Below are 14,210 nucleotides of genomic sequence, written 5' to 3' on the forward strand. Positions count from 1 at the left end.
ATTTTTCATATAGCTGAATAGTTTAACTCTATTTCTTAGTAGACAAAGGGGGTTTTTAATATTTTTTAGGGGATTTGAGTGCTATACAAAAGATGCTTTTTTATTACCATTTTCTAGTCTACCGGTAAATTTTGAGAGGAGCGTCATATAAAATTTACTATGAACAAGGAGATGTATTAATGGCTACAAATTATGCAAAAAAGATAAATCTTGATGTGGATAAACTTTATAAAAGTTTGATAGTTGTTCCAAAAAATAAATCAGAAGATGGAAATTATGAATTAGAAGTTTTGCAATTTAAGATTGAACAAAGATCCAGTGAAAGATTTATGAGCAATCAATTAGTGAAAATCAAAAAATGGCTCCCTATGATTGATCAATTAGTATCTAATAATAAGGAAGCTAAAAATTTATGTATTTTTGTCTTATTATTGCATGGAAGAGTTATTAACTTAGTTAATCGAAAAAGTACGACTAAATTTGCAAACTCATTCTGGTTTTTAGAAAATATTAATGAAACAGTGGAAAAGAATGGAGTTTACAAAGGTGATTTTCATTTTCAAAATGCTGAGACTATTGAACGAGAACATCATTATTTCGATTTATTAGTGAATACAGTGGTAGAATTAGCGAAATGGGCAAAGTCAAACGAAACTTATAGTCAAGTACTTAAAAGAATTATGATTCAAGAAACTTTATTTATCTATGAGTTAAGCAAGTCAAATTTGAAATATACTTATAATGAAGATGAACTTGAAATTTTAGATAATCCAGAAAATTCACAATGGATTAAAGAGTTGAAGAGAGAAGACTTTATTGAGACACTAAGAATTCTAAAATCGTTATTTGATTTGAAATTAGCCAAAGCTACCATCATGGGAATTGAAAGAGATTCATATTATTGGGAGGAAATTGGACTATATGCTCCCCAGATTGAAGGTGAAGATAAAGAGAAAAGGATAGACAACATTATTAACTATATTAATAGTTTAAGTGAACCTTTAAAATGTAGAGGACTTGATTTTATTGGAACATTAGGATGGACAGAAACATACTATGAGAAAAGATATAAAGAAATAATTGAACAATATTTTCCTAAATAATTTAATAAGGATTGATTTATCGTAAAAGAAAAAAGTTGTGATTTTGGAAATCACAACTTTTTTCTTTTGTCAAGATTTTGAGTGGGATATATTTTTGTAGAACTGAAGATCATGAAATTATGGGATGTTGGAGGTAATGTAGTCATACAAATAAAAATTTTTTAGAAAGTGAGTGGTAATTAATGAAAATGAATCACACTTCAATTCAGAAGCATTTACAACTATTAAATACACTGGGGATTTCTTATGTTAATTTGAGAACTTTTTCTACATTAAACAAGAAAACCGTTTCTCATATTTTTTCTACTGCAGATTCTCAAGCAATTATTAACTATTTAGAAAAACAGAAATTGTCTGAAGGTACAGTAAACATAACTTATAATCCTATTAAACAAGAGGTGATTACACAAAAAAAGCATTCTGTGAGAGACAATGATATTGAAAAAATTCGGTTTGTATTTATTGATATTGACCCTAAAAGGAAAGAGGGAAGTGCAACAGATAGCGAAAAGAAAAAGGCAGAAAATGTTATGGAACAAGTAGAACGTTATTTGAAAGAACAGGGAATAGAATCATTTGTAAAAGTTGATAGTGGGAATGGCTACCATATTTTTCTTCCCATAAATGAACAACCAAATAATCACGAGACGATTCTTACTATTCAGAATTTTCTTCAATTACTTCACCGAAGATTTGGAGTAGAAGATGAAGTTGATATTGATACTTCTGTTTATAATCCTTCAAGATTATGCAAATTAGTTGGTACACCAGCGGTCAAAGGAAAGTCCACAAAAGAGCGTCCGCATCGTTTATCTAGTTTCCTTTCTATTCCCGATAACATAGATAGAAGTAATTGTTTTAAAATTCTTGAACAGATAGTTGAAGAAAATTCCATGATGTCAACCTCTAGAGTAAAAAGCCATCCATCTTTTAGAGAAGTGTTACCTTTTATTCAAACAGACTATAAACAATGGTTAGCTCACTATCCTGAATTAACTTATACCATAAAAGAGGGCGATCATAAAGGAGTTACCTTACTTATATTTGACGAATGTCCATTAAGAAAACACACGAATAATTCTAATGGTTCTTGTTTGTCTGTTACGGCTGATAATAAGATTCGATTTCATTGTCTGCATGCTTCGGATAAAAATAAAGATATTCAAGACTTTGTAAAAAAATATCCATTGCCAAAACCTGTAAATCCTTCTGTAGAATCATTAGAATCCAATCAAGAATATTATTTTGACCAGTTTAAACTGAATCAAGAAGGAGTATTTTTGGTGAAAGAAGGTCAAGAAGAAAAAGTTGCTTGTCCGATGTTTATTAAGCAAATACGCAAAAATATCGAACAAAAAGTCATTACACTTGTTCTTGCATATTATGTCGATCATTGTTGGGATGAAATAGAAATAGAAGGTGGATGTTTACAAACTAACAATTTTAAACAATTAGCAAAACATGGCTTAATCATTAAAGCTAGAAGAGAAGCTGAAGTCGTTGACTTTTTACAGATTCAACGGGAGAATGCTCCAATCTTTTTTGAACATGAATCTCTTGGCTGGAAAAAAGAAAATAAAGCAATGATTTTTCAGTTACAAGATTCTTTTGGACGTGAAATTCCTTCTGTATTAACTAAAAATTCATGCTACCAATTAACAACTAATGGTACAGAAGCGGAATTTGACGCATTGGTTCATAAGTATGTTTTAGGAACGAACTTAGAACTTGCTTGGTCGATTGGTATTGCTTCCATTGTGTTAGGCTATTTAAACGTTACGAAGGCTAATACTTTTTTGAGTTTACTAATTAACCTACAGGGTAAGAGCACAACGGGCAAAACCACTACGTTACACTTTATTGCCTCTTTATTTGGAAATCCAACTACGGTTCTTAGAAATATGAATGCTACCAATAAAGCCATTATAAAGCTAGCGTCAAACAATCAGGGAGGTGTTCCACTAATACTAGATGAGTTAGGAACAGCAACTCAAAATAACTTTGGTTCGTTGATCTATCAATTAGCTTCAGGTGAAGAAAGACTAAGATTAGATTCTAATTGTCAGCTTATGCCACAAGAGACTTTCTCTGTTTTGACCCTTACCTCTTCTGAAGAGCGTTTGGAAAATTATTTCAATGAGAAATTAACTGGTTTGAAAGTTCGATATATCGAATTTTCTGATATCAAGTTTACGAAGGATGCGAATCACGCAGAGAAAGTTAAAAGTCTTTCTTCTAATACTTTTGGTTGGGGTATAAAGTTATTTCTTTTGAAACTCTTTGAACAAGGGATTGCAAAAATTGAAGCAACTTTTGTCGAAGCTCAAAAAAAAATATGGGCTGTTTTACCTGAACATTCTTTGAAGCAACGTATTGGTAATAATCTAGCTTTGATTTATAGTGGAGCTCTCTTAATTCAAGATATACTGGGCTATCCTTTACGATTAGAGCATATACAGACGTTGCTTATTAATTCGTACGAACAATTAATTGTAGATACTAGTTTAGGAAGTGAGCAAACGGTATTTGACCGAGTGAAAACATTGCTGGTGATGAATAGCCACAAATTTTTAACAAACAGTGACAACAAACATACGCCCAGTACGATTTGGGGAAAAGTATCAATTCAAAAAAATGGGGATATTAAGGTAAATATTTTTCCTATCCCGTTTGAGGACTTGTTAAGGCGAGAATTTCAAGTAAAGGATCTAACCTACCTTTTTAGACAATTGCTTGATTCGGGTAATATGTGTGCAGAAAAAGGGCGAAGAACGAAACGTATTCACATGAATCGTCAAGTTCTTCCAACATACGAGATTCTATTACCTTCTTCACTCAAATCGTATTTTCGATTGTAATTTAGAATAAACCAAAGTATGAAAGTGAGGCACCATGTTATGGAAATATTTCTTATTGATTTAGCAAAACAACTGATTACTTATCTGTATGATGACGAGCAAACCCAAACGGAAGTAAATGAAGCTTGATCTATGCTTCATTTACTTCATTCAATCAAACATTTAAGAAAGGGGAATTCTAATGACTAAAAATAAAATGACACTAAAAGCAGAGGTTCTTCTGTATATTCAAGAACATTTTTCTAATCAAGCCTTTTTTACAAAACCAATTTACTTGGCTTTCGAAATAAGAGGGGTATCTGCTGGATCTATTGGAGGTACTCTTCAAGCGTTGAAGAACGAAGGATATTTAGAAAATCACTTTGTGCAACGTTCGTTCAATGGAAGAGTCGCGAAAGAATGGTATTTAGTTCATTCATAGAGAGGTGATTCAAGCATGCGTGTGGCTTGTTATGATCGAACGTCTGTTTATGAAGAAGCGAAAATCAGTAATGACGCTCAATATGATGCAGTGAAAGAGTATGTTTTAGAGAAATATGAACAAATTCCTCAACGATTTTCAGACAAAGGAGAATCAGGGGGAAAAGCGGATCGTCCAGCTTTTCGACAGCTTAGAGCTTGGGTTTGTGCGTCAGAAGAAGAGGGGGTGATCTATGTCTGGCGTTATGATCGATTGGCACGTCAAGCCAAAATAGCCTTAGAATTTATTGAGTTGTGCCAACAACATCAGGTTCAAGTTTATTCGATTTCTGAACCTCTTCCTGCTTCTTTCTCGCACGCGTCAACGAATAAACTATTTGTGCAATTATTGTTCACTTTTGCAGAACAACAACGAAACGTCATTATTGAAAATGTTCGTGCCGGACTTGCCTATAAAAAGCAACAACGGCAATATTTGTCTTCTGCGGTTCCATATGGGTATCGTTTAGTGAATGGGAAAATCCAACAAGAAGCACACGAAGCAAAAGTTGTCCGCCATATCTTTCAACTCTATTTGACTAAAAAATATGGCTACAAAAAGCTTTGTCAACGATTGACGCAACAAAAGTTCTTCTTCCGTGAACGTCCTTTTCAGCCCTATCATATTTATAGTATCCTAAAAAATCCATTGTACTATGGCGAAATCAAAGGAGGATCTTTGGGGAAGTATCTAGGAACCTTTGAACCGATTCTCTCGAAAACAATCTTTTTACAAGCCCAAGAGATTCGCCAATCAAGGTGTACAGCTAAAAAAGATACGTATCCGTACTTATTACGTCAAAAAATTCGGTGTCCCTTCTGTGGTCGTCATCTGAGTTCGAAGTATCAATGGAATACAAAGAAGACGAAGACGCTTCATTATTATCATTGTACCGACCGAAGCTGCCAAGGAATCTTTCTTCGGGCAGAAAGGGTTGAGTCAGAAGTATTGGAAAAGATACAGGCTTTTTTTCAATACGAAGGCGTCTATCAAGCCTTGATTGCCCAATTGACGCAACAATTAGCCGAAAAGCGAAAAGATGAAAAACACAAAGTAATCCAACAAAAGAAACAAGAAGCACAATGGCTCAAGGCATTTGAAGAGGGCAATTGTTCACTGGAAGAACTCAAGCAACAGCTGCAAGCTCTTCAAAAGCCGAGGTCTACTTCTTCGTTTCTTTCACTCCAACAGTGTGAAGCAAAAGTGAAAGAATGGCTTCAACTAAAAGACCTCTCTAGTCGACAATTGTTATGTGACCATGTTTGTCGGATCGAGGTAACAAAGGAAAAAACAGTCTGTGGGATTTACTTCCGACAAATGACACAAAATATTTTAGAAGGGAACGAATGATCTATGGAAACGACACCAACCAAACGGGTCGCATTGTATATTCGGGTGAGTACCCAAGAACAAGCTTTAGAAGGACATAGTATTCAAGCACAAGAACAAAATGGACGACAGTTTGCCGAACGGATGGGCTATGAAGTGGTAGAAGTTTATGCCGATGAAGGGATTAGTGGGAAATCCACAAAAAATCGGTTCGCCTATCAACGAATGATGAACGATGCTCGGAACCATCGTTTTGATCTACTAGTGATTTGGAAATTGACCCGTCTCGGACGCAATATGTTAGATGTCTTACAAACCGTCGAGGAACTGTTGCGATATGATGTGGGGTTACATTCGATCTCGGAACAATTTGACGTGACTACTTCGACAGGAAAACTAATGTTACAACTCCTTGGGAGTTTCAGTGAATTTGAACGCAACCAAATTGCGGAGAATGTTCAGATGTCAATGCAAAGCTTAGTGAAAGATAAAAAGCGTTATGCAGGTGGACGACGTTTAGGCTATGTCAGTGGTATTGACACGAATGGTCAAAAACAATTGGTCATTGAACCAGAAGAGGCGAAAATTGTTCGTCTGATCTATGCAAAATATTTAGGCGGAGCAGGGTATCGAGCGATTGCCAATTTTTTGAATCGTCAAGGATATCAAACAGTCAAAAAGAATGCTTTTTCTACCACGGCAGTCAAAGATATCTTACGCAATAAAATTTATGCAGGGTATTTAGAATATGCACGCTATATCAATTGGGAAACCAAACGACGAAAGGGCAAGAACCCAAAACCGATTTTAGTGAAAGGTACCCATGAACCGATTATTTCGGAAGAAGATTATCAAAAAGTGCAAGAACGCCTTGTTTTAGAAGGTAAACAGCCCAAATGGAACCATACAGGTGAAAATGTATTGACAGGCTTGTTACGTTGTCCAGAATGTGGGGCACCGATGGCAGCGAGTAATGTCACAAATACTCTAAAGGATGGCACAAAGAAACGAATTCGGTATTATTCTTGTTCAGTCTTTCGGAATAAAGGAGCAAGTGTGTGTCATGCCAATTCGATTCGTGCCGAACAAGCGGAAACATTTGTCGCCGACCGATTAAAGGAGATCGTTCAGCTACCAGAAGTTCTTCCCCGATTGGTGGCAGCGTTAAATGAAGAAATAGTGCGACAAAGCCAACCATTGGAACAAGAACTCGTGGTGTTACTGGAACTAAAGGAAGAATTGAAGACTAAAATTGAAAAATGGGAAGCTGCTTTGGAAGATAGTCCTGAATTGTTTCCGATGTTAAAAGACCGCTTAGACGAATTGACTGAAAAACGACGACAGTTGCACATTCGAGAAAATGAAATCTTAGGGATCTTTCAACAACAAGGAGAGCCGATTCAAGTCAAAGATGTCCAACGGATATTGACTAGTTTGGATCGTTTTCTTGCCCAGAGTGAGAAGAAGCAAGTCAAAGCCTTGTATCGTACCTTTATTGAGAAAATAACCTTTGATCCTAACTATAAGGAGATATTGGAGATTACAATGAAATTCACGCCTGCCGTGGTACAACAATTGAATGAGCAATATCAAATAGCCGTATCCAAAACAAAGGATACGGCTATTTTTGTGTTAAAGACACCCTTTACGTTAACGATCTAGTCTAGGTTATATCAAACAACGTTGGAGGGGCGCTAACGCTTCTCTAGCGATTTGAAATCGTTAGATGAGTCGTTAGGGAGGTGCATATCGTTACTATACAAAATTTTTATTAAAAGGATTCCACATCAGGAAGATTAACAATTTTTTCTAAGACTATAGGCCACCGAGTTTCTACTTCTTTACCAAATATAACTTCGTCAACTAATCCAATGTGTAACATATCAATAATTCTACATAAGTAGGATTTACCTTTATCCCACCAAGTTTGTTTAGAATCTATAAAGTAGATATGTTTAATATCTCCGAATACTTTTTCTGAAAGAGAATTAATTTCAAAGCCGTCTAATTGTGTTTCATATACTCCATCAGCTATACGACTTCCAAAAGTTGTTGTATAATAATATTCTTTAATTTCCCAAATGGCTTTTGGATTCACTAGACTAGGAAATGCCCCATCAAATCTCCTTGTGAGAATACCATCTAAATAGTTATCTTTATCAAGAATATAGACAAAATTTTTAGGATCGTCATTAAATAGTGGTGGAGTCATATCTGTATCCTCTTTACCAAAAAGATCCAATATTACTTCTGAAGGATTATCATTATTATGAGAAACTTTTAGTTTCCTAAGAGTTTGTTCCGTGATAATATTAATGATGCATGTAAAAAATGCATAATCTTTTTTTATGCCCTTCTGTTTATTAAGAGGTAGTGATACTGTATAGCCATTTTCTTTAGATACTTTATAATATTTTTGGAATAAATGAGATGCTTCTTCTACATTCATTAGTGAATTCTTTACAATATTATTTAGAACATCTTTTCTATATTCAGTGTATTCAATGGCTTCATCTAGAGTATCCTCTATATAGTTAATATGTAATTCATTAAATTTATTAATAATTTTTTCTTTAGAATGTGAAATTACTTGATTATTTCTTGAGTAACCAAGTTTTTCTGTTATAAATTTTACATGTGCCCAAAATTCATTTGTTTTTCCTGTAAACATTGGATTTGCTTCCATTATTGTACCTCGCTAGATATTTTTAGAAATAAGGAGAAAAGTAATTGAAAGAATATACTAAATTACCCCAATTGTTAAAATGGGTTGGAAATAAGCAACGTTTTGCTAATGAAATTATCTCATATATGCCTCAAAAAATAAATAATTATTATGAACCTTTCTTGGGGAGTGCTGCTGTTCTAGGAAGTTTGGCATTTGAAAATTATAGCGAACTCATTCCTAGAGTTAACTTTGAAAATTTAATTGGAACTGATGTTTTATCTCCATTAATAGAAATTTTTAATTATGTTAAGCATGATCCTGAGACGCTTATTAATAGTTACGATAACTGGAATAAAAAATTTGAGTTAAATAGAATAGATACTTATGAGGAAGTCAGAGAAAAGTTTAATAGGGAAAGAGATGCTCTTGATTTTATGTTTCTAACAAGAAGTGCATATTCTGGAATTATACGATTTAGAAAAAGCGATGGGTATATGAGTACGCCCATAGGACCACATACACCTATTTCAACTGATAATTTCAGAGATAGGGTAGATATATGGAATAAAATTTTAACTAATGTTTCAACAGAGTTTTTAACCCAAGATTATAGAGAAACGATGTCACGGGCTGGTGAAAATGACTTGATCTACTGTGACCCTCCTTATACTCACAGTCAAGGCATTTTGTATGGTGCACAATCTTTTAATATAGAAGAGTTGTGGGAGACCATTGCATTATGCAAAAGTAGAGGGGCAAAAGTTATTTTATCAATTAATGGAAAGAAGAAATCAGGTAAAGAAGATATAGGAGTTGTTCCACCAGAAGGGTTATTTGAACGACTAGAGTATGTGAATGTAGGCGTTTCTATGGTTAATAGGTTAAAAAGCAATGGGAAAAAAATGGATGGTGAGATAGTCCATGATGCCTTGTTTTTAACTTATTAAAAGGGATGGGCAATATACTTATAGATTTGAAAAAGTTTATAAAAACTGTTGTACTAGTTAAATAAAAATTCACTAGTACAACAGTAGAATTTTATTTCTTATGGAGAAGTGTTTAATTTTTATTAAACACTTCTTTTAGCTTTATTCCGTTTTTGTTTTTCCAAATATCCCATCCGTTATATGAACCTTTTCCAATAAGATCTGCAGCTCCAGAAGGAGATGAAAAAATGTAATCTTTTAAAAATATCCCATTTTTAGAAATAACTTCTGTAGCTATTAATTGGTTAAGCAGTTTTTGTTTTTTAAAACTTTTTGGTTCAAAACTATCAGAAATTTTTGATCCTCTTAATACAATCATACCGTCTTCAGAATATAAAGCTTTAGCGTCAGAGCCTCTGCTATTCATATAAAAATAAGGTTCATTTGTTGTACTGTCTAAATATTGATATTGCAAAGGTATAAATATAGGGTACTCCAAAAAGAATAGTAATTCAGAAATTGTTTGATAGATATTAAATAAATCTGCTTCACGTGCTTCTGTTACAAATGATTTAGTAGGAGTGTTTTGCTTTAGTCCATACCTATTTGCTTCTAAAGCTTTTTGATAGCAAAAATTTTCTAAATATTTCAAATCTGCTTTAGTTAATTGGTTTTTAGAGCTATTAGTTGTAAAAATAATAGCAACTTCCCAATTTGTTTTTTTAATTTTATGCTCGGTTAATCGTGCTCTAATATTTTCACTTTCACCTATGTAAACGAGAGTATTAGAAATTGATTCATGTTTCTTTTGTTTTTCAAATAAAAAGTATATTCCGTTATGTTCTAATTCAGGACGATGCTCTAATGCCGAATCTAAGGTTTCTCTGGGAATAAATATTGCTTGAATAGTTGTTGTTGGAATATAACAAATTCTATAACTAGTTATGTCACCAGTAGGAAAATACGTTTGTATTGTAAATGCAGAATTTTTCATGAAATCCCTCCTTTAAATAAATCTATCAGAATATTTCTGTTTTGTCATTATGTGGATTTTTAGTGACCTTGTTAAATTATATTACAATAGTGATGAACTATTACTATTACCAAGACTGTATTCTATTTAAATATCATTCACTCATGATACGCAGCGCCTTATCATAAATGATACGTTTTTATTATCAATATTGAATCAAATTTTAGAGAAGCTAAGGTATGTAAGGAAGTAAATATTAAATACTTAGGAGAAGTAAATGAATAACAACGATAGATTATTGCGACTACGTTATGCCATTGATTTGAAAGATGCAGATTTGATTAAAGCTTTTGAACTGGGCGGTGTACCATTAACTAAAGAAGAAGCTAGGGCGGTACTGACAAAAGTCCAAGACAAGCACGAAGACAATGCAGAAAATAATGTGTATGAAAAAGCCATCAACAATCAGATTTTTGACGCATTCCTTAATGGTCTGATTCTCTTAGCTCGTGGTCCGCAAAAAGATAAGTCAACAGCAAGCACGCCACAAAAGAATAAGGAAATAAAACATATCAACAATGTGTTGCTAAAAAAACTAAAAATTGCCTTGTCTATGACCACTGATGATATTTTAGATGTTTTTTCTGAGGCAGAAATCTATCCATCAAAAGGAGAAATCGGTGCATTTTTGAGAAAAGAAGGACAACGAAATTTTAAGCCTTGCGGAGATAAATATATGCGTAAGTTTCTCAAGGGGCTTGGAATTTATAATCGTAAAGGATAAATGGCATACGACAGAGAAAAGTTTGTTGTTTCGATGAGAGCTAGTGTTGATAGCAGATGAAATTTAAGGAGATAGAGGGGTTCTATGAATAACGAAGATGAGATACTTTTCAAAGAAATAAAAGATCGATGTAGGCTCAGTTTTGAACTTCGTGGCAAAATGTCCTTGATACAAGAAAAAAAGTACGTAGCTAATAAATCAAATTTTACGCTAGAACATGTGAAGAAATTAATTGCAAATTGGATTAATAGTAGAAGTGAATTTACGGAAATAAAACAACCGATTGCATTTGACATGAAAAAGCTTTTGCTAAATAAGAGTGAGAGAGAACTAGCTTTTAGAGATAAAGGGCAAGAAATAATTGATTCATTAAGTGAAGTGAGGCCGTATGAATATTTGTACGTAACACATAGGGAAGATGGAATGGTCGTTACCGTGGGTAAATCATCTTCTGATGGTATTTTTTTAGGTGGAGATCTTTTTTATCAACTCAATACAAATCGTTTATCCGGTACTGAAAATATAATTTTAAGGGCTCAATATGGCAATGAACGATTGGCAAAATATGATGAACTTTTACGAAATTATTTAGTTTGGGCTTGGATAGTTCCCGTCGAGTCAGGAAAAGCTAAGAAACTGGAGAGATTATTAGGAGATGAACTAATTAATCAAGAAGTACCAATTTTAAATTATTATTCTCATAGACAATAAAAGGCAGTTTCTCATGGTAATGCTCGCTATAACTGTGAAAATGGAAGAAAATCTGGGGTAAAGTTTTTTTGAAAAGGAAACTCCCAATCAAATGAATAAAAGACTTTCATAGATACGAAATTCAATCCTCTACTCTTTAGATAGAAGAAGTAGGGGAATTTTTTATGAATGTATCGTTTTTCTTACTGCCAGTTTGGTTTAAGATAAACTAAGAATATGATACTTGTTTTATTGATGCGCTGATAAAACAACGGAAACTATGGATATAAGTATGGAAGACGAGTGGAAAACAATGAAACAAGATTGTGAAATCGTTCTCAAATGAGTATAATAGAAAGAAAAAAGGAGGAAGAGTAAATGAAAATAGCAATTGCAGGTGCTGGCGCAATGGGGAGTCGTTTTGGCTTAATGCTTCATCAAGGAGGAAATGACGTATTATTAATTGATGGTTGGGCAGACCATGTCCAACAAATCAAAGAGCATGGCTTAAAAGCCAATTTTAATGGTGAAGAAGTGATAGAACAGTTACCAATTGTTCTTCAATCTGAAGTAGAGAAAAAAGATCAGGTGGATTTGATTATTCTGTTTACCAAAGCGATGCAGCTAGAAAAGATGCTACAAGATATCCAATCGTTGATCAAAAAAGATACAGAAGTTTTATGTTTGTTAAATGGTATCGGGCATGAAGATATTATTGAGAAGTTTGTACCAATGGAAAATATTTATATTGGAAATACAATGTGGACTGCAGGTTTAGAAGGACCAGGTCAGGTCAAGTTATTTGGCAATGGTTCAGTAGAGTTACAAAATCTAGGTGCTGGAAAAGAAGCAGCTGCGAGAAAACTGGCGGATAAATTATCTCAATCAGGACTAAATGCTCATTTTTCTGATAATATTCATTATTCTATTTATCGTAAAGCCTGTGTGAATGGAACCATGAATGGGCTATGTACGATCTTAGATGTTAATATGGCTGAGCTAGGAAGAACATCAACTGCTCATAAGATGGTGGAAACGATTGTTAATGAATTTGCCAAAGTGGCAGTAGTAGAAAACATTGAACTAGATATTCCAGAAGTCATTGCACATTGTGAATCTTGTTTTGACCCAGAAACAATCGGGCTACATTATCCTTCAATGTATCAAGACCTAATCAAGAATCATCGATTAACAGAAATCGATTATATCAATGGGGCAATTTCTAGAAAAGGTAAGAAATATGATATTGCAACACCTTATTGTGATTTCTTAACTGAACTTGTCCATGCAAAAGAAGATAGTTTAAATGTAAAGTAAAGGAGAGATTGAATGGAAACTTCACAAAAAATATCACCGAAAATTTTTCTGAATAAAGTTCTTGCTGGTACAGCAACGGGGATCATTATTGGATTGATTCCGAATGCAGTATTAGGTGCCATTTTAAAATATTTTAGTGCGTATCCTTTTGCGGTAACAATCGCACAGTTAGCAGTTATTTTTCAACTAGCAACTCCTTTGATTATCGGTGGTTTGATTGCTTTACAATTTGGCTTTGATCCAATGAGAATGATGGTTGTAGCTGGCGCTTCTTTTGTAGGTTCTGGTGTCGTCAAATTCACACCTGAGTTAGGTGAAACAGGTGTTTATGTTGGTGCTGGCACAGGTGATATTATTAACACGATGCTGACAGCGTCGATTGCTGTCGGGCTGATTTTACTAATTGGAAATAGTTTCGGATCGGTTTCGATTGTATTAACGCCAATTGTTGTAGGTGTAGGTGCTGGGTTACTTGGTTTTTATCTGTTTCCTTATGTAACAGCGATTACTTCTGCAATTGGCGCATTAATTAATAACTTCACTACTTTACAACCGTTGTTAATGTCTATCCTGATTGGTTGTTCCTTTGCCTTTTTGATTATCTCGCCTATCTCAACAGTAGCAATCGGAATGGCAATCCAATTAGATGGTGTTTCTGCTGGTGCAGCTGCGATGGGTGTAGCGGCAACGACTTTTGTTTTAGTAGTGAATTCTTGGAAGGTAAACAAATCAGGTGTGACAATTGCGATTGCTTTAGGCGCGATGAAAATGATGATGCCTAACTTATTTAGAAAACCAGTAATTCTTATTCCTTGTTTAGTTAGTGCAGTGATCACAGCTATTCCTGTTGCACTCTTTTCTATTTCAGGTACACCTGCTTCTGCTGGATTTGGTGTAGTCGGGCTCGTTGGTCCGTTGGCTTCTTTAGATGCAGGGTTAAATGTTGTTCTTGTTGTTCTTTGTTGGTTAGTCATTCCTGTTTTTGCGGCACTGATTACCCAATTTTTATGTGAGAAAGTATTTAAACTGTATGACCGAGAAGAAGTGTTCAAATTTTTAGGTTAGTAGATGTTGCTAATAAATTTTTGATTGAGGGAGATGT

The 14,210-nt window shown here is 34.1% G+C and carries 12 protein-coding genes; 10 read left to right on the top strand and 2 right to left on the bottom strand.

The window, feature by feature from the left end; genetic code table 11:
• Positions 1–179 precede the first annotated feature (179 nt).
• The 5 genes from AC4BC3_RS01175 (at position 180) to AC4BC3_RS01195 (ending at position 7,412) form a co-directional block, all read left to right on the top strand.
• On the top strand, positions 180–1,103 hold the full coding sequence (locus AC4BC3_RS01175) for a hypothetical protein (RefSeq protein WP_425165107.1): 924 nt from the start codon (positions 180–182) through the stop codon (positions 1,101–1,103).
• A 182-nt stretch (positions 1,104–1,285) separates the two neighbouring features.
• Entirely contained in the window at positions 1,286–3,961 is a 2,676-nt protein-coding gene (locus AC4BC3_RS01180) for a DUF927 domain-containing protein (RefSeq protein WP_490466747.1), read from the top strand.
• 181 nt (positions 3,962–4,142) lie between these two features.
• Positions 4,143–4,382: a hypothetical protein gene (locus AC4BC3_RS01185; protein WP_016853136.1), complete on the top strand. Its 240-nt coding sequence runs from the start codon at positions 4,143–4,145 to the stop codon at positions 4,380–4,382.
• Between the two features lie 15 nt (positions 4,383–4,397).
• Positions 4,398–5,771 (top strand): recombinase family protein, encoded by a 1,374-nt coding sequence (locus AC4BC3_RS01190; protein WP_110300553.1) that lies wholly within the window; start codon positions 4,398–4,400, stop codon positions 5,769–5,771.
• 3 nt (positions 5,772–5,774) lie between these two features.
• A complete protein-coding gene (locus AC4BC3_RS01195) occupies positions 5,775–7,412 on the top strand; it encodes a recombinase family protein (protein WP_490466748.1) in 1,638 nt (545 codons plus the stop codon).
• Between the two features lie 109 nt (positions 7,413–7,521).
• On the opposite strand, the gene AC4BC3_RS01200 is transcribed toward AC4BC3_RS01195, so the two are convergent.
• Positions 7,522–8,436, bottom strand: coding sequence for a DUF7687 domain-containing protein (locus tag AC4BC3_RS01200; protein ID WP_409023048.1), 915 nt, complete (start codon positions 8,434–8,436; stop codon positions 7,522–7,524).
• Between the two features lie 44 nt (positions 8,437–8,480).
• Here AC4BC3_RS01200 and AC4BC3_RS01205 point away from each other — a divergent pair, with 44 nt between their 5' ends.
• Positions 8,481–9,365 (top strand): DNA adenine methylase, encoded by an 885-nt coding sequence (locus tag AC4BC3_RS01205; protein WP_409023049.1) that lies wholly within the window; start codon positions 8,481–8,483, stop codon positions 9,363–9,365.
• A gap of 112 nt (positions 9,366–9,477) precedes the next feature.
• Here AC4BC3_RS01205 and AC4BC3_RS01210 read toward each other — a convergent pair whose 3' ends face one another.
• Positions 9,478–10,338: a GIY-YIG nuclease family protein gene (locus tag AC4BC3_RS01210; protein ID WP_409023050.1), complete on the bottom strand. Its 861-nt coding sequence runs from the start codon at positions 10,336–10,338 to the stop codon at positions 9,478–9,480.
• Positions 10,339–10,594: 256 nt separating this feature from the next.
• On the opposite strand from AC4BC3_RS01210, the gene AC4BC3_RS01215 reads away from it, so the two are divergent.
• The 4 genes from AC4BC3_RS01215 to AC4BC3_RS01230 all read left to right on the top strand — a co-directional run bounded on the left by AC4BC3_RS01215 (position 10,595) and on the right by AC4BC3_RS01230 (position 14,173).
• Positions 10,595–11,101, top strand: a complete 507-nt coding sequence (locus tag AC4BC3_RS01215; protein WP_490466749.1) for a YehS family protein — start codon at positions 10,595–10,597, stop codon at positions 11,099–11,101.
• Between the two features lie 84 nt (positions 11,102–11,185).
• Positions 11,186–11,812, top strand: coding sequence for a hypothetical protein (locus AC4BC3_RS01220; RefSeq protein WP_490466750.1), 627 nt, complete (start codon positions 11,186–11,188; stop codon positions 11,810–11,812).
• Positions 11,813–12,169: 357 nt separating this feature from the next.
• Positions 12,170–13,108: a 2-dehydropantoate 2-reductase gene (locus tag AC4BC3_RS01225; protein WP_490466751.1), complete on the top strand. Its 939-nt coding sequence runs from the start codon at positions 12,170–12,172 to the stop codon at positions 13,106–13,108.
• A gap of 12 nt (positions 13,109–13,120) precedes the next feature.
• A complete protein-coding gene (locus AC4BC3_RS01230; protein WP_206909432.1) occupies positions 13,121–14,173 on the top strand; it encodes a PTS sugar transporter subunit IIC in 1,053 nt (350 codons plus the stop codon).
• Positions 14,174–14,210 lie beyond the last annotated feature (37 nt).

Source organism: Enterococcus sp. AAFC-DPL-6103 (genome assembly GCF_058216595.1).

Bases quoted from the DNA above. Each gene is read 5' to 3' on its own strand.
- AC4BC3_RS01215 (WP_490466749.1), top strand. From the start codon at position 10,595: ATGAATAACAACGATAGATTATTGCGACTACGTTATGCCATTGATTTG.
- AC4BC3_RS01195 (WP_490466748.1), top strand. From the start codon at position 5,775: ATGGAAACGACACCAACCAAACGGGTCGCATTGTATATTCGGGTGAGT.
- AC4BC3_RS01190 (WP_110300553.1), top strand. From the start codon at position 4,398: ATGCGTGTGGCTTGTTATGATCGAACGTCTGTTTATGAAGAAGCGAAA.
- AC4BC3_RS01175 (WP_425165107.1), top strand. From the start codon at position 180: ATGGCTACAAATTATGCAAAAAAGATAAATCTTGATGTGGATAAACTT.
- AC4BC3_RS01220 (WP_490466750.1), top strand. From the start codon at position 11,186: ATGAATAACGAAGATGAGATACTTTTCAAAGAAATAAAAGATCGATGT.
- AC4BC3_RS01225 (WP_490466751.1), top strand. From the start codon at position 12,170: ATGAAAATAGCAATTGCAGGTGCTGGCGCAATGGGGAGTCGTTTTGGC.
- AC4BC3_RS01230 (WP_206909432.1), top strand. From the start codon at position 13,121: ATGGAAACTTCACAAAAAATATCACCGAAAATTTTTCTGAATAAAGTT.
- AC4BC3_RS01210 (WP_409023050.1), bottom strand. From the start codon at position 10,338: ATGAAAAATTCTGCATTTACAATACAAACGTATTTTCCTACTGGTGAC.
- AC4BC3_RS01200 (WP_409023048.1), bottom strand. From the start codon at position 8,436: ATGGAAGCAAATCCAATGTTTACAGGAAAAACAAATGAATTTTGGGCA.
- AC4BC3_RS01185 (WP_016853136.1), top strand. From the start codon at position 4,143: ATGACTAAAAATAAAATGACACTAAAAGCAGAGGTTCTTCTGTATATT.
- AC4BC3_RS01180 (WP_490466747.1), top strand. From the start codon at position 1,286: ATGAAAATGAATCACACTTCAATTCAGAAGCATTTACAACTATTAAAT.